Raw genomic sequence first — 20,220 nt, 5'->3', positions numbered from 1 at the left:
TTCCGCGCCGCACATCGGGCCATGGTCCGAGTCGCGTCCCCGCCCCTTGGCCCAGGCCCGGGCGTATCGTTTGCTCTCGGGAAGGGGAGGGAGCGCTCCCCGTCATGCACGAGCCCGCTGCGCACCGATATTCACCTCATGTGACTTGAGTCACAGAGGGCAAGATTTGTTGACCCTGTGTACCTGCCGCACAGCTCACTGTGATTCAGTGGACGGGACACCGCAACGAAACGCCGATGACAAACCTGGAGTTGCTGTCGAGGTCTCGGGGAGAGCGAGCAATGGAGACCGAGTCGGAGCCGTACGTCCGTCTTGCGACCCTGCGGCAGCTGCACCGGGTGGTGGCCGAACTCAATACGGCCCGGAGCCTGGCGGACACTCTGCAGACCGTCGTGGACGGCATCGTCGCGGGCCTCGGCTACGAACTCGCCTGTGTCAACCTCGTTCGCCCGGACGGTGATCTCGTCGTCGCCGCCTTCGCCGGCGATCCTGCCGCGGAGGCCCTCATCACCGGCCGGGTCGGCTCCCGCGCCTCCTGGGAACGCCGCCTGACGATGGGTGAGAACTGGGACGGACTCAGGTTCATCCCGCACACCGAGGGCTGGGTCCTCATGGAGGACGACGTCCCCCAGTGGCACACCGACGGCCCCGATCCGCGCTTCGAGGACGAGTGGCACCCCGAGGACCGGCTCTACGCACCCATGTACGCGTCCGCCGGGGAACTTCTGGGTGTCATTTCGGTGGACAGGCCGCGCAACGGCCGTCGGCCCGGCGCCTGGGGCCGCGAGGCGCTCCAGATGTACGCGTTCCAGGCGGCGATTGCTATCAGCAATGCAAGGCTCCGCGCGAACATGCAGCGGGCGCTGGTCCGGCTGGAGCGCGAACAGCAGGCGCTGCGGGCCAGTGAGGAGTCGTTCCGCCAGGCCTTCGAGTACGCGCCCAGCGGTATGGCCATCGCCGAGATGGGCGGGGACCAGCACGGCCGGCTGCTGCGGACCAACGACGCGCTGTGCCGGCTGCTCGGCCGGCCCGCCTCCGTCCTGCGCCGTTACTCCTTCTCCGACCTGGTCCACCCCGAGGACATCGGGACGCTGCTGCGCACCTCCGCCGAGGGCGGCCGCGCCGAGCTGCGCCTGGGCCGCCGCGACGGCACGTATGTATGGGTATCGCTGCGCAACTCCGTCGTCGCCGACGCCGCCGACGGGCCCCGCTTCCTGCTCACGCACGTCGAGGACATCGAGGAGCGCAAGCGGCACGAGCTCCAGCTCGCCCACCGCGCCAGCCACGACTCGCTGACCGGCCTGCCCAACAGCGCCGAGCTGCGGGCCCGGCTCGGCGCGCGGCTGTGCCGCAGACCGCAGTCGGTACGGGCGACCGCGGTCGAGGCGCTGGACGCGGCCTTCGAGGGGCGTGACGCGTACGACGGGCACACGGGGCACCTGGGGCACGACGGGCACCCGGTGGCGGCGGAGGCGGGTGGTGCCGGTGAGCACGGGTTTCACGCCGACGGCCCCGACCGGTTCCCCGGGGCCGATCCCTTCGAGTTCCCCGGGGCGCCGCCCGCCCCGTCGGACGGTCCGTACGACCACCACGTGCACACGGTGGCGCCCGCGACCGACATCGACGACGGCACGAAGGGGCTCGCGGTCCTCTTCTGCGACCTCGACGGCTTCAAGTCGATCAACGACCGGTTCGGGCACCACACGGGCGACGCGGTCCTGATCGAGGTCGCCCGGCGGCTGACGACCGGCGTCAGGGACGGTGACACCGTCGCTCGGCTGGGTGGTGATGAATTCGTCGTTCTGGCGGACGGCCTGGGTGCGGCGGACGCCGCCGACCTCGCGGTCCGGCTGCGCAACGCGATCATCCCGCCGATCAGGGTCGACGGCCGTGCGGTGCGGGTCGGAGCCAGTTTCGGCATCGGCTGGGCCAGCTGCGGGATGTCCGCGGACGAGGTGCTGCGCTCGGCCGATCAGCGGATGTATATCGAGAAAAGGTCCCGGTCGAAGGCCCATCGCAGGGCCGGCTGAGGCGATCTGCCGCTCGTGGGTGCACGTGTTCGGGGTAGGCTCCCGGGGGTCGAAAGGAGTGACCTGCGATGACGACGCCCGCGAACAACGGCCCGCACGGTGGGGCGAACAAGCCCGAGGACGACGATCCGTTCGGCTATCTCTACGAGGATGGCCAGGCGGCCGGAGCCACACCGCCCGCGTCGGGCGGTGGATACGGCTACCCGGGCGCGTCGGCCGGCGGTCACAACGGTCCCCAGCCCGGTGTCCCCCGCACCTCGCACCACCAGGTGCGTACGGTCGGCGACCGCAGGAACGGCGGCCAGCGCGGTCCCGTCCCGCACCAGCCGAGCCCCGGGCAGCAGCCCCCGGCGTACCCGCAGTACCAGGCCCCGGAAGCGCTCCAGGCGGGCGGCTACGGCGTCCCGCAGCAGAGCCAGCCCCCGCAGCACCAGACCCAGGCGGTCGCCCAGCCCGGCGGCCACGGCGGCGGCGGTGGCTCCAGCCGCCGCGGCCTGCTGATCGCGGCGGTCGCGGTGGTGGCGGTGGTCGTGATCGGCATCGTCGCGGCGCTGCAGTTCGGCGACAAGGACAAGGGCAAGGACGACGCGTCCACGACGGGCGGCCAGCAGTCGGCGGCCCCCCAGAACCCGGCGAGCCAGGCCCCGAGCGCGAAGCCGTCGCAGGCTCCCCTGCCGAAGGCGGACTTCGCCGGCAGCGGCATGTCCCTCACGGGCGGTGCCACGCTGCAGAACACGGTGCCGGGCGCGAAGAGCGAGGGCGGCCAGTACGTGGGCGGCCTCAACGCGCAGGGCGCGGCGGCCACCTGGTCGCTGGAGGTTCCCAAGGCGGGCAAGTACAAGCTGAAGATGACCTACGGGGTGCCGGGCAAGGACGCCAACACCACGCTGACCATCAACGGCGAGGCGCAGACCCGGCCGGTCAACATGGCGAACTTCTCCAAGGCCGCCGCGGGCGACTGGGCCAAGGGCTGGACCAACACCTACTCGCTGGTGGACCTCAAGCAGGGCGCCAACACGATCAGGATCTCGTGCGAGGCGGGCAACCAGTGCGAGGTCGTCCTCGACCAGCTCTGGCTGGAGCAGGGCTGATCCGCCCCGCGCCCCCCGGTGGCCCCTAGGCCGTCGTGATCGTCACCGACCCCCGTACCTCCTCGTAGGTGCGGGGGTCGAATGCTCCCGCCACCGGGGCGAGGACCGTGGCCGCCGAGAGGGCGACCGCGCGGGTGAGGCGGGCGGGCCAGTCCAGGCCCTCCGCCGTCGCGGAGAGCAGGCCGGCGACCGCGGAGTCGCCGGCTCCGGTGGGGTTGCCGGACAGCGGGCGCGGCGGGGCCGCCCGCCAGGTGCCCTCGGCGGTGGCGGCCAGCAGACCGTCCGGGCCGAGCGAGGTGACCACCGCGTGGGCGCCCCGGCGGCGGGCGTCCCGGGTGGCGGGGAGCGGGTCGCGGGATCCGGTGAGCTCGGCCAGCTCGGCGGCGTTCGGCTTGATGATCTCGGGGCGGGCGGCGATCCCGCGGCGCAGGGCCTCGCCGCCGGTGTCCAGCAGGACGGGGACCCCGGCCGCACGGGCCGAGCGGACGAGCAGGGCGTACGCGCCCACCGGCACGCCCGGCGGGAGGCTGCCGCACAGGGCCACGGCGCGGGCGCCGTACACGAGGTCCTCGTAGCGCGCGAGGAAGCGCGACCACTCGGCGGCCGTGATCGGCGGGCCGGGCTCGTTGAACTGCGTGGTGTCGCCTGAGGCCGCGTCGACCACGGCCACCGTGCGCCGGGTGTTGCCGGCGCACGGCACCAGGGCGTCGACCACCCCCGGGGACCGTGCGAGCAGCCCGCGGACGACGGAGCCGACCGGGCCTCCCGCGAAGCCCGTCGCGGTCACCTCGTGGCCGAGGGCGGCCAGGACGTGCGCGACGTTGATCCCCTTGCCGCCGGGGCGTTCGGTGACGGCGGACACCCGGTGCGAGGCGTGCGGAAGCAGCCGTGGCACCTGGTACGTGACGTCGAGTGCGGTGTTGAGCGTCACGGTAAGGATCATGGGCACTCCCGGGTCTGTTGCTGCCGGGATCATGCCAAACACAAGGCGGTCGGCCCAGTCCTCGGGCCGACCGTTTTCCCTGCGTACAGCCTCTTGGCCGTCAGATCGCCGGTCGCACCGGCGGGCTGACGATCCATTCGCCGCGCCGCATGACGCCCTGGACGTCGAATCCGGCGTCCAGGACGACGAGGTCCGCGTACTTGCCGGGCTCCAGCGAGCCGATCTCGTCGTAGAGGCCGATCAGCTTGGCCGGGTTGGCGGAGATCGCCTGGACCACGGACTCCACCGGCAGTTTGTCGAGGGTCACCGAGCGCTTGAAGGCGGTGTCCAGGGTCAGCGTCGAGCCGGCGATGGAGCCGCCCTCCACCAGCCGGGCCACGCCGTGCTTGACCTCGACCTCCAGGGGGCCCAGGTGGTAGGTCCCGTCGCCGAAGCCGGCCGCGTCCATCGCGTCGGTGATCAGCGCCACGCGGTGCGCGCCCGCGTGGTGGAAGGCCAGTTCGAGTGCCGCCGGGTGCAGGTGGGTGCCGTCGTTGATCAGCTCGACGGTGATCCGCTCGTCCTCCAGCAGCGCGGCGATCGGGCCGGGCTCGCGGTGGGCGAGGGGCGGCATCGCGTTGAAGAGGTGGGTGGCCACCGTCGCGCCCGCGTCGATGGCGGCGCGCGTCTGCTCGTACGTGGCGTCCGTGTGGCCGATCGCGGCGATGACCCCGTGCTCGGCCAGCAGCCGTACGGAGTCCAGGCCGCCCGGCAGTTCGGTGGCGAGGGTGACCATGCGGGCGGCGCCGTGCGCGGCGTCGATCAGCTTGCGGACCTCGGCCGGGTCGGGGTCGCGGAGCAGGTCCTCCTTGTGCGCGCCCTTGCGGCAGGCGTTGATGAACGGCCCCTCGAAGTGGATGCCGGCGATCTCCCCCTGCTGGGTCAGCTCGGCGAGCAGGGCCGCGCGGCGGGCCAGTTCGTCCAGGTCCCCGGTGACGGTGGAGGCGACGAGGGTGGTGGTGCCGTGCTCGCGGTGGGTGCGGACGCCCTTGAGGATGTCCTCGGCGGTGCCGGAGGTGAAGGAGGCGCCGCCGCCGCCGTGGTTGTGCATGTCGACGAAGCCGGGGACGATCCAGTGCCCCGACAGGTCGATGGTGGTGGAGCCCTCGTGGGCGCTGCCCGCGATGCGGTCCCCGTCGACGATGACCCTGCCGTTGGCCACCGTTCCGGTGGGCAGCACCACCCTGGCGCCCGAAAGAACAGTGCTGTGCGCGCTTCCGGACATCAGGCCGGTACCTCCGTGGCGAGTAGGTCCCAGGCGAGCAGCCCTGCGCCCAGGCATCCGGCGGTGTCCCCGAGGGCCGCCGGCACGATGTGGGGGAGCCGCTGGAACGTCACGCGCTCCTCCACGGCCGTCCGTAGTGGTGTGAACAAGGTTTCCCCGGCCTCCGCCAGCCCGCCACCGATGATGAGCGTGCGCGGGTCGAGCAGGGTGATCGCGGTGACCAGTCCGTCGGCGAGGGCGCCGATGGCGGCCAGCCAGACCTCCCGGGCGCGCGCGTCGCCGGACTCGACCGCCTTCGCGCAGTCCGCGGCGTCGGCCTCGGGGTCGCCGGAGGCGGCCGCCCAGGCGCGGCTGACGGCCGCGGCGGAGGCGAGGGTCTCCAGGCAGCCGTGCTGGCCGCAGCCGCAGGCGGGGCCGCCCGGGCGTACGACGATGTGCCCGATCTCTCCCGCGTAGCCGTGGGCGCCGGCCTCGATGCGGCCGGCGATGCCGATGGCTCCGGCGATGCCGGTGCCCAGCGGGACGAAGAGGAAGCGGTCGGCGCCCCGGCCGGCGCCGATGCGGCCCTCGGCGAGGCCGCCCGTGCGCACGTCGTGGCCGAGGGCCACCGGGATGCCGCCGAGGCGTCTGCTGAGCAGCGTCCGCATCGGTACGTCCCGCCAGCCCAGATTCGCCGCGTAGACGGCGATCCCGTTCCCGGCGTCGACGATGCCCGGGACGGCGACGCCGGCGGCCGACGCGGGCCGTCCGAAGCGCTCCCGGCCGGTGGCGAGCAGCTCGGCGGCGAAGTCCTGGATCGTCTCGACGACGGCGTCGGGGCCCCGGTCGCGGCCGGTGGCCCGGCGCGCTTCGTGGAGCAGGGTCCAGTCCTCGGCGACGAGGGCGGCCTTCATCCCGGTGCCGCCCACATCGAGGGCGATGACGTGTTTCACGGGTTTCACAGAGACAGTCTCGCGTGCTCGGCGTGGAAAGGTCTAGTCCAATGAGGGACATTGTTGAGCGGCCATACAAATTCGGGACCCCGACCGGGAGCCCGATGTGGACGAGCCGCCAAAGTGGTGTAGACCTTACGTGGATCGTACGTACAACAAGGGGTGGATGGAGAACTGTGAAGGGCCGTTACCTGAGCCTGGCCGCGTCCGGCGCCGCGCTGTGCCTGACTGCCGTGACGCTGACGGGCTGCGGAGCCATCGGCGGACTCACCGGAGACAACGAGGTGACCCTGCGGGTCGTGGCGGCCGACTACGGGGACAATCCGCAGAACTCCTCGCAGGCCTACTGGAAGGACCTCGCCGAGGGCTTCGAGAAGGCCAACCCCGGCACCAAGGTCGAGGTCAGCGTCTACTCCTGGTCCGAGGTCGACGCCAAGGTCGCCGAGATGGTCAAGGCCGGCAAGGCCCCCGACATAGCCCAGATCGGCGCCTACGCCGACTACGCGGCCGCCGACAAGCTCTACTCGACGGCGGAGCTGCTCTCCGTGAAGACCGAGGCCGACTTCCTGGGCCCGCTCGCGGACGCCGGCAAGGTCAAGCAGGTCCAGTACGGGATGCCCTTCGTGGCCAGCACCCGGCTGCTCTTCTACAACGAGAAGCTGCTGGCCGACGCCGGTGTGATCGGCAAGGACGCCAAGGGCTGGCAGCCGAAGAGCTGGGCGGACCTGGAGGCGGCCGCCAAGAAGCTCAAGGCCGCCAACGTGCCCACCCCCTTCGCGGTGCCGCTGGGCCGCGAGGAGGCGCAGGCCGAGACGATGATGTGGATGCTCGCGGGCGGTGGCGGCTACACCGACAACGAGGAGTCCTACTCGATCGACGCCGCCGACAACATCAAGGCGCTGGAGTTCCTGCGGGACAAGATGGTCGGCCAGGGGCTGACCGGACCCGTCGAGCCCGGCAAGCTGGACCGGCAGGCCGCCTTCGAAGCCTTCACCAAGGGCGAGGTCGGCATGCTCAACGGCCACCCGACGCTGCTCAAGCAGGCCGAGGCCAAGGGTGTGAAGTACGGCATGGTGCCGCTGCCCACCTCCGACGGCAGCGAGCAGCCGGCGATGGGCGTCGCGGACTGGGTGATGGCCTTCAAGACGGGCCACCAGCAGCAGTCCGGCAAGTTCCTGGACTACCTGTACCAGCCGAAGAACGTGACGGCCTTCACCGACAAGTACGACCTGCTGCCCGCCACCACCAGCGGCTACCAGGCCAAGCAGGCCGCGGCCGGCGGCTCGGCCGCGCAGCTGAAGCCGTTCCTGACGGCGCTGCCCGGCTCGCGGCTGTACCCGGTCGGCAAGAAGTCCTGGGCGGGCGTCAGCGAGGACATCAAGCAGAACATCGGCAAGACCGTCCAGCCGGGCGGACAGCCGGCCAAGGTCCTGGAGGGGATCGCGACGGCCGCGCGGGCGGCGGACCCGCGCTGACGGGCGTGGGCGGCGGGCCGGGTGTCAGACGGCGGCGTTAATCTGGCGGTATGACGGACGAGGGGCAGCTGACGGCCACGGAGGCCGCGGTGCTCGCGTACGAGGGACGCACCTGGCCCGGGCCCGGAGCCAAGGAGCGGGCCATCCGCGAAGGGCTGGGGATGACCCCCGTCCGCTACTACCAGCTGCTCAACGCGCTCATGGACGACCCGCGGGCGTTGGCCCACGCCCCGGGCACGGTCAACCGGCTGCGCAGGATCCGCGAGGCCCAGCGAGCCCGGCGATAGCCGTAGCCGTCGCACGGCCGGGCCGTTAGGGTCGTGCGTATGGGGAGCCATCCGCACGACCTGCCGATGCCCGTCACCGCAGCCGGACGCGAGGGACTCGAAGCCCTCCTCCGCGCACCTCGCCGGTCCGTGGTCGCCCTGGACTTCGACGGCACCCTCGCCGACATCGTCCCGGACCCGGACCAGGCCCGGGCCCACCCCGGAGCCGTACCGGCCCTGTCCGCACTCGCCCCCGAGGTGGACTCGGTGGCCGTGATCACCGGCCGGCCCGCGGGCGTCGCCGTCCGCTACGGGGGCTTCGCGGGAGTCCCCGGACTGGAGCATATGGTCGTCCTCGGCCACTACGGGGCCGAACGCTGGGACGCCGTCAGCGGCATCGTCCACGCCCCTGGCGAGCACCCCGGGGTGGCGGCGGTCCGGGCGGAGCTGCCGGGGTTCCTGGACTCGATCGGGGCCTGGCGCGGTACCTGGATCGAGGAGAAGGGCCGCGCGCTGGCCGTGCACACGCGGCGGGCGGAGAATCCGGCGGCGGCGTTCGCGGCGCTGCGGGAGCCGTTGACCGAGCTGGCGGCCCGGCACGGGCTGATGGTCGAGCCGGGGCGGGCGGTACTGGAGCTCCGGCCGCCGGGCATGGACAAGGGCGTCGCCCTGACCGAGTTCCTGGCGGAGCGGGACGCGGGGGCGGTGCTGTACGCGGGCGACGACCTGGGTGACCTCGCGGCCTACGCCGCCGTGGAAAAGGGCCGTACGGACGGGCTGCCGGGGCTGCTGGTGTGCAGTGGCTCCGCGGAGGTCCCGGAGCTGGCCTCCCGCGCCGACCTGGTCCTCCCGGGCCCGTCCTCGGTAGCCACCTTCCTGGCCGCCCTGGCCGCCGCCATCCGCCCCTGACGAATTCAGCCCCTCCGGCGTTCGAGGAGCGGGGTCCGGAGTGGAACCAACACCCTGGGTTCTTCCGGACAGCGAACCGTTTTCGCAGTTCACAAAGGCTTTCCCATGTCTACGAGCACTCTTGAGCGCCCCGTCAGGACATCGTCCCTCCCTACAGAGGGCATGAACAAGACTACTGACGGGCTCTGCCCGTGCCACGGACGCCCGTATGTAGACCTCCTCCTCCGTAAGTCGAAGATCGTTCGCCAGGGCGAGCACGCACTGTCCATCCGGGCGCAAGAGGACCGGGGCCGGGCATGGGCGGACGAGCACGGGTACTGCGTGCGGAAGGTGTGGCGAGAGAACCTGTCCGCGTGGTCGGACGTACAGCGCCCGAAGTACGACCAGGCCATGGCTGCTGTGCTCGCCGGCGAAGTGCCCGCGCTCTGGTGCTACGCGCTTGACCGTTTCAGCCGCAAGGGCGCCGAAGCGGTAGTACCGATCCTCGGCAAGGCTCGCGTGATCTTCGACTACGAGCGCTTGGACAGCTCGGACGAGCGGGACCGCCGATGGATCATCGACCGTGCCGAGAACGCGCGCGAATACTCACAGCGGCTGTCCTACAACGTGCGGGGCACGAAGTCTCGGCAGCGCACCGAGGGCAAGTGGCTGTCCAAGGCTCCGTTCGGTCTGTTCGCGGACCCGGTCACGCGGAAACTCACCCCGGACCGCACCCCCTACATGTGCACCGTTGCCGACCGGCGGGAAGTCACCCCGTGGGACATCGTGTGCCGGGTGTTCAAGGCCATTGCCGACGGAGTGTCGTCCCGCGCGCTGACCCGGAAGCTGAACAGCGAGGGTCTGCGTACCGGGACGGGTGTTCCGTGGCGTGCTGATGCGGTCCGGGCGATCATCATTCACCCGGTCTACGAGGGGTGGCTCACGCACTGCCCCGGCGGGAAGGCTCACCGAGACCGTGTGCCGTTCCTGAACAGCGAGGGCGAGCGGATTCGTGTGGTCACGGCCGAGACGCTGCCGCACATGATTCCGTCCGAGCTCGCCGAGCGTGCCCGCCGCGTGCTGTCCGGGAACCAGACCATCAGCAAGATTCCCGCGACTCCGGGCCGCGCTGTCCGGGCACTGACGAGCCGCATGCGGTGCGCATCCTGCGACAGTGCCATGACGCTAGAGGGATCGTCGTACGCGTGCACCCGCTACGGCGACGGTGACCAGGCATGCGCCGAGCCCGCGTTCGTCACCCGTGCTGCCATCGAAAAGTACGTCGTACAGACGTGGTCCGAGCGGCTCGCAGCGACCGACGATGACGACCCGCTGTTGGTTGCCGTGGCCGAACGCTGGCAGGCCATTACGCGCCCCGAGGAGACGCAGGCCGTACGGGACGCACGCGCCGAACTGCGGGCCGCACAGGTCAAGCTCGACAAGTTCCACGCGGACGATGCTTCCGACTTCTACACGGGCCGCTCTGCCCGGTACCGCATCCCGCACAAGAACGCTGCCGAAGCGCGGATCAGCAAAGCTGAGGATGTCCTCGCCGAGCTCGTCGGCAACACCGGACCCGTGAACCTCTCGTTCCTGCTGAATGGCAACGGTGAGGCGTACTGGAACACTGCCGACGCACGTATGCAGCGTGACCTACTCGGACTCGCCATCGACAGCGTGACCGTCACAAAGTCTCCGGGGCGCGGACACCGTTTCGACGGAATGAAGCGCGTCACCATCGCATGGGCCACCCCCGAGGGAGCCGAGACCGACGCAGACGACTACCAGGCAGCCGCGTAACAGCGCTGTACCGCCTTACCAGCCCCGGACGGTCCCCGTGACTGTCCGGGGCTTTCTGCGTGGCTCTGTGGCCCTGCCCGGTAAGCTCGTCGCACTCCGTACCAACATGGGTGTACGGGTTAGGGCTGGTGCCTCACAGGTTCGTCCTGGAAGCAGTACGACCAGCCCGACCAGCCCCGGTAGTCCCTGCGGACCGCCGGGGCTTACCCATGCCCGCAGACGGGCGCACAGAGCCTCACGCGGCCTCTCGCCGGCTGCCCTACAGCGGAGCGATCGATGTTGAAGTGACGGTTACAACCGGTTTTTTTAAAACACGTAAAAAAATATAGAAGAAGAGAGACAGGCGCCTCGTTCGACATCGCATCACTGTTGGGGCTCCGGGAATTCGTCCCTCCCTACTACTCCCAGAGAGAGGGAGAAGACGAGCCCGCCCAAGCTTGCTACCTCAGCAAGTAGGAGCGCGGGAATTCGTCCCTCCCTACTACTCCCAGAGAGAGCGGGACTACCGCGCACCCCACCGCAGAGTGAACGGCGGACCGAGTGCCCACTCTCTCTACCAGCACTGCCCGTGCACCACGCACCCTCCCGTTACGGGGGTGGCCGCAGGAGTCGTGAGGCAGCGCGTACGGGGACCACACCGCCCATGAGTAACCCACCCTCCGGGGTGCGCCGAAAGGGGTTGTAAGCGCGTGTGGTCCCCATGGCCGGACCGGTTCGCCGGCGAGGCTCCGCCCCGTTCCCGCAGTTCATTGGTTGCGAACGGCCGTCTTACAACAATCCGGCGGTCGATGCTGGTTCGAATCCAGTCGGGAACACGCAGTGCGGCACGCCCCGACCAGGGGTTACGCCGATCGGCAATGAGCACCAGGCGCACGGCGAGCACCGCCCGTGTCAACCCAAACTGACGCTACCTGGTAGCGCAGTTTCCGCCCGCTGACCCAACGGCCAGAGGTGCGCGGTACCGGCCCCGCGAGGGGACATCGGCCGCAGAGATCCGGGGTTCAAGTCCTCGGGCGGGCACGCAACGACAACGAGCACCGGGAGCAACGACACGGGGGTGCACATGAGCTGTATCGACTGCGCCGAGCCTGCGACCCATCGGGGCCGCTGCGAGCCCCACTACCGGGCCTACGAGGATCGGCCTGCGGTACGGGCTCGGCGCGAGCGTCGGGAGGTTCTCGCACGGGGCAACAGTGCTGCGGCTCGGCTCCGCCGGATCATCCGGAAGTCGGGCTACTGGGCGTGCGTCCGCTGTGGTCGGCATGTGCTCGCGTCGAACATCGACGTGGACCACATAGAGCCGCTCGCGTTGGGCGGGACGGACACGGACGGGAACGTACAGACGCTCTGCCGTCCATGCCACCGACTCAAGACCCGCGAGGACTTCGGGGCGACCAACCCCCCGTTCTGACTAGAAGAAGTTCGAACTGTCTTGCAGGTCTGAGACGGGGGAGATCATGTTTCCGATCCCGTTGTTCAGGGAGTCGCCGAAGCTCTGGGTATTGAAGTTGAACGACTCATCCCGGTTGACGCTTCCAATGTTGCCCATCGAGTTGCCCTGGTCGGCGTGAGCGGTCCCGGACATGGCCAGTGCGGCCCCTGCGAGGGCGATGGCGGCAAGTACACGCTTGGTGTTGTTCATGCCGGGCCCAACGATCTCGACCGGCACCGGTCACCCGAAGCCCTGCAAATGAGGTACCCCCATGCCCCGACGTCCCCGCCCCCCGTGTTCGGTACCCGGGTGTCCTGAGCTCACCCGAGCCGGCGGACGCTGTGCCGAGCATGAGCGGGAGGCGAACGCGGACCGTGCGTCACGTGGTGGCGCTGTCTATGACACGCGTTGGCAGCGCATGCGGCGTGCCTACCTGTACAAGCACCCGTGGTGCGTGCTGTGTGGCTGTCTGGCGAACGTTGTCGACCATTGGCCGCTGTCCCGCCGCGAGTTGATCGCACGGGGCGAGATGAGCCCTGACGCGTCACGTCATCTGCGTCCGCTGTGCGTCGCGTGCCACAACCGCGAGACGGCACGTCATCAGCCGGGCGGGTTCGCTGCTGAGGCTCGGTCACGTCGCGAATCTCGCGAGGCTCCGCCGTTCTGACCAGGGGGAGGGGGTCAACCCCCCTCATTCCCGAGCGGCAGGGAGGCAAAAAACTCGCATGGCTAATTAGACCGCTTTCACGGAGGTGAATTCATGGCTGTTCCCGGACAGAAACCCAAACCCCATATTCAGGCCGTTCGGGAAGGCACGTTCCGCCCGGACCGTAATTCCGAGGGCGCTCGATTCGCTCCGGCTGCACCTATTGAACCTGACTGGTCGGACCGTCTGCCCGGAGCCGACTCCGCCGACGTGCGGCGTATGGCTGCTGACGTGTGGGCACGGACGATTCCGGCCCTGGTGCACTCAGCCGGCCTCACGGATGCGCAGCGGGAAACCGCTGTTGAGTATTGCCTGACAGCCGCTCGCCTATGGCAGGCAGAGCGGGAGCTTTCTCGAAACGGCCTAGTGGTCGAGACTGAGCGCGGGAACGTCAAGAGTCCGTGGGTGACGATTGCCCATCAGTACCGGAGTCATTTCCGGTCGCTGGTCGGCGAGTTGGGGCTGAGCCCCGCATCGGCAACCCGGATCACCCCGCCGGAATTCAGCGGGGGCGACGATGACGGGATTTTTGACTGACGAGCTGCCCGTCCCCCTGGACGCTCTGTACGAGCTGGGGCTTACCGATGATGAGATAGCCGACGCTATCCGTTCCCGTCCGCTGGTTACTGCGGTGCAGGCTTCGCAGGCTCCGGGCGCGTTCTTCGATGTTGAGTCTGCCCGACGAGCTATCGGCGCTATCCAGACGTTCAAGCACACAAAGGGCCGTTGGGGCTCTACTCCGCTAAAACTCTCGCCGTGGCAGGTCGTTTGGGTCATCGCTCCAATCTTCGGATGGCTCGCCTACTCGGAGGAGCTTGGCCGAGCTGTCCGTGTGGTTCGCTCGGCGTGGATTGAGGTACCGCGTAAGAACGGCAAGAGCACATTGTCCAGCGGTATCGGGCTGGTGTTGCTCCTCGCAGACCGCGAGATTGGCGCCGAGGTCTATGCGGCCGCTGGTTCCCTTCCACAGGCCGAACGCGTCTTCGATGACGCTAAGCGTATGGCGCTCACCAGTAGGGCCGTACGGGGCCGCGTGGAGGTTCTACGGGGCCTTATCCGTGTCCCTCGTACCGGCGGTGTCTTCAGGGCCCTTTCGAAGATTGCCGAGACCGCCCACGGACTGAATGTGTCCGGGGCGATCGTTGACGAAGTCCACGTGCATAAGCGCCGTGACCTTATCGACGCTATCGAGACTGGTACGGGTGCACGAGATCAGCCGCTCGTCATCTTCATTACGACTGCTGATGAGGGTACCGAGGGCAGTATCTACGACGAGAAACACGTCTACACCCGCAGGTGTGCAGATGGCATCGTTGATGACCCCGGTCACTACGGCGTCATTTGGGCTGCCGAGGAGTCAGACGACCCTTTCAGTGAACAGACATGGCGTAAGGCCAATCCCGGACTCGGCGCGTCTCCCTCGCTCGCCTACATGCGGCGTGAGGCTGCAAAGGCTAAGAGCACGCCTTCCTACTTCCCGACGTTCTGCCGGCTGTCTCTTAACCGCCGAATGCGTGCCGCTTCACGGTGGCTGCCTATGGCGCTGTGGGACGAGAATTCCGGGGAGGTCAACGAGAAAGCGTTCCGATACCGGCGGGCATGGGGCGGCGTGGACCTTTCAGCGGTCTCTGACCTTTCCGCATGGGTCCTCGCAGTTGAGTCCCGCGTGCCCGGGGTCGAGCTTGAACTAGTCGCCCGTTTCTGGCTACCGGAAGAACGCGTAGACGAGCTAGAGCAGCAACTACAGGTCCCGCTGCGGCAATGGGTTGCCGATGGACTGCTGACGCTGACCGAGGGCGACGCAATCGATTATGACGCTATCGAGAAACAGATCATTGCGGACTGTCGCCGGCTGGACGTCCAGCGGATCAGCTATGACCGAATGTTCGCGGGTCAGCTCGTCCAGCGCATAGAAGCGAAAACGCGCGGTGTGGACGTGGTGCCGATCGCACAGACCTATCTAGGAATGTCGCCAGGGTCGAAAGAGCTTGAACGGCTACTGCGCGAGGGACAGATACGTCACGGGGGAAATCCCGTGCTCCGCTGGAATGCATCCGTTGTCGAAGTCTACCGAGACGGTAACGACAACCTACGGCCCGTCAAGCCAGACCGGGGAAAGTCATCGGCTCGAATCGATGGCATTGCCGCTGCGGTCATGGCACTGGACGGATACGTACGCAGACCGCTTAAGCGCCCTCGCGCTGCGAGTGCCTAACACCCCGCTCGGGAACAGCCCGCCGGGGTTTCTTTATGCCCGAGGGGGGTTCATGGCGGAGACACCGCTACAGATGACAGAACGGCTGTATGCCAAGGTGCAGCGCCGTAAGACAGCCGCTAAGAAATGGTCCGACGCGTACGAGGGCAAGCGACCTCTCCTGTTTTCCTCACCGGAATTCAGTACGCAGACGGGTGGGCTCTTTGATGAGTTCTCCGACAACTGGTGTGCGGTGGTACCGGATGCCACGGTTGAAAGGCTGGTGCCGATCGGATTCCGGCTGGAAGACGGTTCGGTTGATGATGCCGCTAGTAAGGCATGGCGCCGGTCGGAATGTGACGTAGAAATTGGTCTGGCTCTGCTTGAAGCCCTGATTACCGGGCGCTCGTATGCGCTGGTTTGGGGCACCGATGGCAGTTGAGATCACTTTTAAGCCTGCGTCCAGCGCCATTGTCGAATACGTTCCGGGCCGTCGCCGTGCCCGATCAGCCGGCCTGATCACGTGGCGGGATTCCGAAACGGAATTCTCAACACTGTTCACGCCCAAGATGGTGTATCGGTGGCAGCGCCCGAACCGCGAGGGCGGGGCATGGACCGGACGCACTGCGGGGCTTTCCCGTGGCGAGCCAAGCCACATACCCAATCCACTCGGAGTGGTGCCGCTGGTCGAGTTGCAGAACCGTTCGCGCCTGCATGGGTCACCCCGTAGCGAGCTCGCAACGGTGCTGCCGCTACAGGATGCGGTCAACACCCTTTGGGCTCACCTTATGACCGCATCAGATGGTCTCGCCCTTCCCGCTCGCGCTGTGCTCGGAATGGATCGACCCGTACGGGAGATCACCGACGACACGGGCGAAGTGGTGGGCGAGGAGGATTTGCCGCTGGACAAGTTCCGGTCTGACCGTCTGCTGTGGCTTGAGAAGGAAGGGGCCTCCATTGCCGAATTCTCCGCCGCTGATCTCGATAACTATTTGCGCGTTATCGATAAGGCGGTCGAGCACATTGCGGCTCAGACGCGCACACCCGCTACGTATCTAACGGGTGCTCTGATTCAGGTGAGCGCCGATGCTCTCGCGGCAAGTGAGGCGGGCCTAGTCGCAAAGGTCACGGAACGTCAGCGCCATTTCGGCTCCGCGCTCCGCGAGATCATGCGGCTTGAAGCCCTGGCGAACGGAGAGAAGGAACGGGCGGAGTCGCTCGCACTCGGCGGTGTCATCTGGCGTGACCCGCAGTTCCGAAGTGACAGTCAGTATTCCGATGCGCTGGTCAAGATGAAAGCCATCGGCGTACCGGACGAAGCTCTTTGGGAGCGTATCCCCGGAGTCACACCCGAAGTCATCAACCGATGGAAGTCCATGCGGGACGACCAGGCTTCGGCGATCCTCGGGGGCGGCATGGCGGATCTCTTTGGACCGAAGCCCGACCGGGAGCAGGACCCGCCCGAGAGCGCGCCCGTAGAGGCTGCCTGATGGCCCTTGTGGACGAGTTGGCAGCCGCTCGGTACGGGCAGGCCCAAAGCATTTCCCGAGCCGTTGTAGCGGCTATCCAGGGTCTTTGGCGGGATGTTCCTGCGGACCGGATTCTGTCAGCGATGCAAGGTGAGACCGGGGCGCAGATTCTCCGCGCAGTCATGGCGGGGCAGCTCTCGGCAACTCAGGGCGCGCAAATGTTTGTTGGGGCGTCTATGGCCGGTCAGGGGGCCGCAGCGGCACCGCTCGGAACAGTCAACCCGTCGGCCCTGGTCGGCATTGCGTCGGACGCTCGTCCGCTTGCCTCGCTGCTGTACCTGCCGAGCATCACAACCGCGCAGAGTTTGGCAGCCGGCGAGAGTGCCGAGATGGCCGCGCTACGGGGCCTTACGCAAATGTCCATGATGGTGAGCACGCAGATAGCGGACACCGCCCGAACGGCCAACTCGGTTGCCATGGCAGCGCATCCACGCTGCGTGTCCTACGTCCGCGTGGTGAAGCTTCCCGCTTGTGCGCGGTGCATCATCCTCGCTGGTCGTCAGTACAGCTACAGCACGGGTTTCAAGCGTCATCCGAAGTGTGATTGCGGCATGCAGCCCATGACCGATGACGAGTGGAAGGCGAGTAAGAGCCCCGAGGATCTGTTCCGTGAGATGAGCCCGGAGGAGCAACACAAGCGGCTCGGCGCGGCAGGGGTTAAGGCCCTTGAAGCTGGGGCGGATCTCGGGCAGATCATCAACGCACGCCGAGGAATGGCAACCGCTGTAACCGGCCGTGGACCTATGCGAGTTACGACTGAGGGTGTGACGGTTCGCGGGCTCGGAGCACGGGCCATGCAGTCCGAGTTTCAGAAGATCCCGGGGACCCGATACCAGCGTGCCAAAGAGGCGCGGCTCATGCCCGAAACCATATTCAAACTCGCTGGGGAATCCCGCGAGCATCAAATAGCCATGCTCAAGAAACACGGCTACATCACCTAGGGGGATTCATGGCGGATACGCCGAACACGAGCACTGCGGACGAGCCGACCGGCGAGGGCGAGCACCAGGGCGCCAACAAGCCTGGGGGCGAACAGCCGGCCGAGGGTGCCGAGCCCGCAGAGCTTACTGCCGAGCGGACGGCCCGAGAGGCTGCCGAGAAGCGTGCAAGCGAGGCTGAGACCGAAGCGGCTCGGCTCCGTCGCTCGAATGCGGCACAGAAGCCGGACGACGTTGCCGCACTGCGCGAGGAGATCCGCAGCGAATTCGCCACGCAGCTCGTCCGCGCCGAGGTACGTGCGGCTGCCGCTGGTCGGCTCCGAGATCCTGCCGATGCGCTCGCCCTGGTGGACGTTGCCGCTCTCACGGGCAAGGGGGGCGAGGTCGATGTCAAGGCGGTGTCGGCTGCCGTGGAAAAGCTGATCAAGGACAAGCCGTACCTTGCCGCCGCACTGGACCCGAACCGACAGGCCCCGATGTGGGGCGACGTAGGCGCGGGTCAGCGCGAGTCCGCCGAGCCCGAGCCCGCTACCCCGCAGGACCGTCTGCGGCGCGCGTACACCACTACCTAACCCACTACCGCCTTACCCATTTCTGGGGACGCACTCAATTCGAGTGCCGTCCCTTTTTTCATGCCCAAAACCAGGGGGATTTACTAAATGGCTCTGACCCTTCCGGAGGCTGCGAAGCTTTCGACCACGGATCTCCAGCGCGGCGTCATTGAGACTTTCGTGCAGGAGTCCAGCATTCTGGACCGTATCCCGCTGCTGACTATTCAGGGCAATGCCTACGCCTACAACGAGGAAGGCACGCTTCCGGGCGTGCAGTTCCGTTCGGTCAATGAGGCGTACGCCGAAAGCACGGGCACCGTTAACCAGAAGTCCGAGACGCTCGTCATTCTCGGCGGTGACGCGGACGTGGATAAGTTCATTGTGCAGACGCGTGGCAACCTTAACGACCAGCGCGCTATTCAGACCGGCATGAAGATCAAGGCGGCGTCCTACAAGTTCGCCGAAACGTTTTTCAACGGCGACACCGCGACCGATTCCAAGTCCTTCGATGGCCTGCGGAAGCGTCTTACTGGCGGGCAGGTTCTGAGCGCGGGCACTAACGGCGCTCCGATTGTGGGCGCTGGTGCTGACGACTCCCACAAGTTCTTCGACCTTATGGATCAGCTCGTAGCGCAGGTTCCGGGCCTGAACAGCACTAACGGCGCGCTGTACGCAAACCGTCAGGTGATTGCCAAGGTTCGTTCTGCGGCTCGCCGGATCGGCGGTTTCGAAATGGTCCGCGAGGCTCTTACCGGCAAGCTCGTTGCGACGTACAACGGCATTCCGATCCTTGACCCGGGCCAGACTGCTGCGGGTGCGGACATTCTTCCGCAGACCGAGACTCAGGGCTCGGCGGTCGACGCGTCCAGCATTTACGCCGTGCGCTTCGGACAGTCCGAGGATGACCGTGCGGTAACTGGTCTGACCAATGGAGGAATTCAGGTTACGGACCTGGGAGAGCTTGAGACCAAGCCCTCTTACCGGACGCGAATCGAGTTTTACACCGGCCTCGCAATCTTCGGTGGCCGTGGCGCTGCGCGTCTTAACGGCGTCCTCGCCAAGTAAAGGGGGAATCGGATGCCGCCGCGTAAGCGAGTGTCCGCCCCAAAGATCACGCACACGGATTCGTGCGCTGCCCCGGACCGAGTGGAGAGCTTTCCCGTTCTCGACTCGTCCGGGGCAGCCCGGACCGTGCGGCGCTGTCTTGAGTGCGGCACACAGGAAATCGACTAAGGGAGGTAACGCGTAATGGCACTCCCCGCATTGGCCACCGTTGACGAGCTCGCAGCGTGGATGCAGCGCGAGCCGGCAGAGATGCCCGAGGGCACGGCCCTGGTGCTCGACACCGCATCGGCCATCGTCAGGGCGGAAGCTCGGCAGCGCTTCACGAAGGGCACAACGACCGTCGCAGTGTCCCCGCGCGGCCAGTACGCCCCGCTACCGCAACGACCCGTGATCTCCATTGAGCGGGTGCGGCGCGGAGGCAGGGACCTACCGCCCGAGGACTATCGGCTATGGCGTGACGAGCTCCATTTCCGGCAGCTCGGGGCCGGACCTGCCTACGTCACCTACACACACGGATACGCAACCGTTCCGGCGGACGTACGGGCCATCGTGCTCACGCTCGCCGGCCGTGTGCTAACCAACCCGAACGACCTACGACAAGAAAGCGTCGGCAGCGTCAGCGTGACCTACGCGGCCGAGACCATCGGCGCGAGCCTCGCCCCCATCGAACGCGACCAGCTCGCCCGGTACCGGCCCCGCGCTGCGGTAGTCGGTCTCGGTAAGGGGGCGCCCTGGTGACGCTCCACTACACGCAGACGGTTGTGATCCTCCGGGCGCCATTCGTGGTGGACCGGTACGGCAACACCACGTCGGAACGCGACTGGCCGAACGCCACGCGGACCACGGTTCGCCGTGTGTCCGTACAACCCGACGCATCGGCCGAGGAGGACGGGGACCGCCCCGCCGTAACGAGCGGGCTCCGGCTGACTACCCGCCGGGGTGTCGACATCGAGCTGACGCCAGGGGATCGCGTGATTGCCCTGGGGCGACTCGTGGATACAGACGGGGACGTTGCGCGGTGGGTCGTCGGGGGGCGACTGCACCACACGGAAGCACGTCTAAAGGAGGTGACCGGATGAGATTCCGTCCTAACCGCAGCGGCATCAATTCCTTGAT

19 protein-coding genes and 1 tRNA gene are annotated in these 20,220 nt (G+C 67.7%); 16 read left to right on the top strand and 4 right to left on the bottom strand.

What is annotated here, in order from left to right; translation table 11 throughout:
* Positions 1-281: 281 nt before the first annotated feature.
* On the top strand, positions 282-2,030 hold the full coding sequence (gene cdgB / locus ACIQZO_RS13910) for a diguanylate cyclase CdgB (protein WP_403624921.1): 1,749 nt from the start codon (positions 282-284) through the stop codon (positions 2,028-2,030).
* 68 nt (positions 2,031-2,098) lie between these two features.
* On the top strand, positions 2,099-3,121 hold the full coding sequence (locus ACIQZO_RS13905) for a CBM35 domain-containing protein (RefSeq protein ID WP_403624918.1): 1,023 nt from the start codon (positions 2,099-2,101) through the stop codon (positions 3,119-3,121).
* Positions 3,122-3,146: 25 nt separating this feature from the next.
* Here the strand turns inward: ACIQZO_RS13905 and ACIQZO_RS13900 are convergent, their stop codons facing one another.
* The 3 genes from ACIQZO_RS13900 to ACIQZO_RS13890 all read right to left on the bottom strand — a co-directional run bounded on the left by ACIQZO_RS13900 (position 3,147) and on the right by ACIQZO_RS13890 (position 6,260).
* A complete protein-coding gene (locus ACIQZO_RS13900) occupies positions 3,147-4,064 on the bottom strand; it encodes a 1-phosphofructokinase family hexose kinase (RefSeq protein ID WP_403624915.1) in 918 nt (305 codons plus the stop codon).
* Positions 4,065-4,164: 100 nt separating this feature from the next.
* Positions 4,165-5,328 carry an N-acetylglucosamine-6-phosphate deacetylase gene (nagA, locus tag ACIQZO_RS13895; RefSeq protein ID WP_403624912.1) on the bottom strand — a complete coding sequence of 388 codons (1,164 nt, stop codon included), beginning with the start codon at positions 5,326-5,328 and terminating at the stop codon, positions 4,165-4,167.
* The gene (locus tag ACIQZO_RS13890; RefSeq protein ID WP_403625046.1) at positions 5,328-6,260 is read right to left on the bottom strand and encodes an ROK family protein; all 933 of its coding nucleotides are present in this window, start codon (positions 6,258-6,260) and stop codon (positions 5,328-5,330) included. The genes nagA and ACIQZO_RS13890 overlap by 1 nt, the downstream gene beginning before the upstream one ends.
* Positions 6,261-6,436: 176 nt before the next feature.
* On the opposite strand from ACIQZO_RS13890, the gene ACIQZO_RS13885 reads away from it, so the two are divergent.
* From ACIQZO_RS13885 to ACIQZO_RS13860, 6 genes are all read left to right on the top strand, one after another.
* Positions 6,437-7,735, top strand: a complete 1,299-nt coding sequence (locus tag ACIQZO_RS13885) for an extracellular solute-binding protein (protein WP_403624909.1) — start codon at positions 6,437-6,439, stop codon at positions 7,733-7,735.
* Between the two features lie 50 nt (positions 7,736-7,785).
* Positions 7,786-8,022 carry a DUF3263 domain-containing protein gene (locus ACIQZO_RS13880; protein WP_030031449.1) on the top strand — a complete coding sequence of 79 codons (237 nt, stop codon included), beginning with the start codon at positions 7,786-7,788 and terminating at the stop codon, positions 8,020-8,022.
* Between the two features lie 39 nt (positions 8,023-8,061).
* Positions 8,062-8,910: a trehalose-phosphatase gene (gene otsB / locus ACIQZO_RS13875; protein ID WP_403624906.1), complete on the top strand. Its 849-nt coding sequence runs from the start codon at positions 8,062-8,064 to the stop codon at positions 8,908-8,910.
* Positions 8,911-9,015: 105 nt separating this feature from the next.
* Positions 9,016-10,689, top strand: a complete 1,674-nt coding sequence (locus ACIQZO_RS13870; RefSeq protein WP_403624903.1) for a recombinase family protein — start codon at positions 9,016-9,018, stop codon at positions 10,687-10,689.
* A 735-nt stretch (positions 10,690-11,424) separates the two neighbouring features.
* Positions 11,425-11,504: transfer RNA gene (locus ACIQZO_RS13865), tRNA-OTHER, on the top strand.
* A gap of 248 nt (positions 11,505-11,752) precedes the next feature.
* Positions 11,753-12,100, top strand: a complete 348-nt coding sequence (locus tag ACIQZO_RS13860; protein ID WP_403624900.1) for an HNH endonuclease — start codon at positions 11,753-11,755, stop codon at positions 12,098-12,100.
* Here ACIQZO_RS13860 and ACIQZO_RS13855 read toward each other — a convergent pair whose 3' ends face one another.
* Positions 12,101-12,331, bottom strand: a complete 231-nt coding sequence (locus tag ACIQZO_RS13855; protein WP_403624897.1) for a hypothetical protein — start codon at positions 12,329-12,331, stop codon at positions 12,101-12,103. It lies immediately after the preceding gene.
* Between the two features lie 550 nt (positions 12,332-12,881).
* On the opposite strand from ACIQZO_RS13855, the gene ACIQZO_RS13850 reads away from it, so the two are divergent.
* The 8 genes from ACIQZO_RS13850 to ACIQZO_RS13815 all read left to right on the top strand — a co-directional run bounded on the left by ACIQZO_RS13850 (position 12,882) and on the right by ACIQZO_RS13815 (position 19,842).
* Positions 12,882-13,364: a P27 family phage terminase small subunit gene (locus ACIQZO_RS13850; RefSeq protein ID WP_403624894.1), complete on the top strand. Its 483-nt coding sequence runs from the start codon at positions 12,882-12,884 to the stop codon at positions 13,362-13,364.
* Complete coding sequence (locus ACIQZO_RS13845; RefSeq protein WP_403624891.1) at positions 13,357-15,042, top strand: terminase large subunit; 1,686 nt, start codon at positions 13,357-13,359, stop codon at positions 15,040-15,042. Before ACIQZO_RS13850 ends, ACIQZO_RS13845 begins: the two co-directional genes overlap by 8 nt.
* A 52-nt stretch (positions 15,043-15,094) precedes the next feature.
* Positions 15,095-15,463, top strand: coding sequence for a hypothetical protein (locus ACIQZO_RS13840; RefSeq protein WP_403624889.1), 369 nt, complete (start codon positions 15,095-15,097; stop codon positions 15,461-15,463).
* Positions 15,453-16,511 (top strand): phage portal protein, encoded by a 1,059-nt coding sequence (locus ACIQZO_RS13835; protein WP_403624886.1) that lies wholly within the window; start codon positions 15,453-15,455, stop codon positions 16,509-16,511. The genes ACIQZO_RS13840 and ACIQZO_RS13835 overlap by 11 nt, the downstream gene beginning before the upstream one ends.
* A 122-nt stretch (positions 16,512-16,633) precedes the next feature.
* Complete coding sequence (locus tag ACIQZO_RS13830) at positions 16,634-17,491, top strand: hypothetical protein (protein WP_403624883.1); 858 nt, start codon at positions 16,634-16,636, stop codon at positions 17,489-17,491.
* A gap of 8 nt (positions 17,492-17,499) precedes the next feature.
* Positions 17,500-18,060 (top strand): hypothetical protein, encoded by a 561-nt coding sequence (locus tag ACIQZO_RS13825; protein WP_403624880.1) that lies wholly within the window; start codon positions 17,500-17,502, stop codon positions 18,058-18,060.
* Between the two features lie 87 nt (positions 18,061-18,147).
* Positions 18,148-19,104 carry a major capsid protein gene (locus ACIQZO_RS13820; RefSeq protein WP_403624877.1) on the top strand — a complete coding sequence of 319 codons (957 nt, stop codon included), beginning with the start codon at positions 18,148-18,150 and terminating at the stop codon, positions 19,102-19,104.
* A gap of 183 nt (positions 19,105-19,287) precedes the next feature.
* Complete coding sequence (locus ACIQZO_RS13815; RefSeq protein ID WP_403624874.1) at positions 19,288-19,842, top strand: hypothetical protein; 555 nt, start codon at positions 19,288-19,290, stop codon at positions 19,840-19,842.
* Positions 19,843-20,220 lie beyond the last annotated feature (378 nt).

The sequence above is a fragment of the Streptomyces sp. NPDC097617 genome (genome assembly GCF_044761485.1).
GTDB lineage: Bacteria > Actinomycetota > Actinomycetes > Streptomycetales > Streptomycetaceae > Streptomyces.
The sequence above is the reverse complement of the archived record's forward strand: the minus strand, read 5'-3'. Positions and strand labels throughout refer to the sequence as shown.

What these genes read in the sequence shown, in the direction of transcription:
- cdgB (WP_403624921.1), top strand. Translation starts at nt 282, where the DNA reads ATGGAGACCGAGTCGGAGCCGTACGTCCGTCTTGCGACCCTGCGGCAG.
- ACIQZO_RS13905 (WP_403624918.1), top strand. Translation starts at nt 2,099, where the DNA reads ATGACGACGCCCGCGAACAACGGCCCGCACGGTGGGGCGAACAAGCCC.
- ACIQZO_RS13900 (WP_403624915.1), bottom strand. Translation starts at nt 4,064, where the DNA reads ATGATCCTTACCGTGACGCTCAACACCGCACTCGACGTCACGTACCAG.
- nagA (WP_403624912.1), bottom strand. Translation starts at nt 5,328, where the DNA reads ATGTCCGGAAGCGCGCACAGCACTGTTCTTTCGGGCGCCAGGGTGGTG.
- ACIQZO_RS13880 (WP_030031449.1), top strand. Translation starts at nt 7,786, where the DNA reads ATGACGGACGAGGGGCAGCTGACGGCCACGGAGGCCGCGGTGCTCGCG.
- otsB (WP_403624906.1), top strand. Translation starts at nt 8,062, where the DNA reads ATGGGGAGCCATCCGCACGACCTGCCGATGCCCGTCACCGCAGCCGGA.
- ACIQZO_RS13870 (WP_403624903.1), top strand. Translation starts at nt 9,016, where the DNA reads ATGTCTACGAGCACTCTTGAGCGCCCCGTCAGGACATCGTCCCTCCCT.
- ACIQZO_RS13860 (WP_403624900.1), top strand. Translation starts at nt 11,753, where the DNA reads ATGAGCTGTATCGACTGCGCCGAGCCTGCGACCCATCGGGGCCGCTGC.
- ACIQZO_RS13855 (WP_403624897.1), bottom strand. Translation starts at nt 12,331, where the DNA reads ATGAACAACACCAAGCGTGTACTTGCCGCCATCGCCCTCGCAGGGGCC.
- ACIQZO_RS13850 (WP_403624894.1), top strand. Translation starts at nt 12,882, where the DNA reads ATGGCTGTTCCCGGACAGAAACCCAAACCCCATATTCAGGCCGTTCGG.
- ACIQZO_RS13840 (WP_403624889.1), top strand. Translation starts at nt 15,095, where the DNA reads ATGGCGGAGACACCGCTACAGATGACAGAACGGCTGTATGCCAAGGTG.
- ACIQZO_RS13835 (WP_403624886.1), top strand. Translation starts at nt 15,453, where the DNA reads ATGGCAGTTGAGATCACTTTTAAGCCTGCGTCCAGCGCCATTGTCGAA.
- ACIQZO_RS13830 (WP_403624883.1), top strand. Translation starts at nt 16,634, where the DNA reads ATGCAAGGTGAGACCGGGGCGCAGATTCTCCGCGCAGTCATGGCGGGG.
- ACIQZO_RS13825 (WP_403624880.1), top strand. Translation starts at nt 17,500, where the DNA reads ATGGCGGATACGCCGAACACGAGCACTGCGGACGAGCCGACCGGCGAG.
- ACIQZO_RS13820 (WP_403624877.1), top strand. Translation starts at nt 18,148, where the DNA reads ATGGCTCTGACCCTTCCGGAGGCTGCGAAGCTTTCGACCACGGATCTC.
- ACIQZO_RS13815 (WP_403624874.1), top strand. Translation starts at nt 19,288, where the DNA reads ATGGCACTCCCCGCATTGGCCACCGTTGACGAGCTCGCAGCGTGGATG.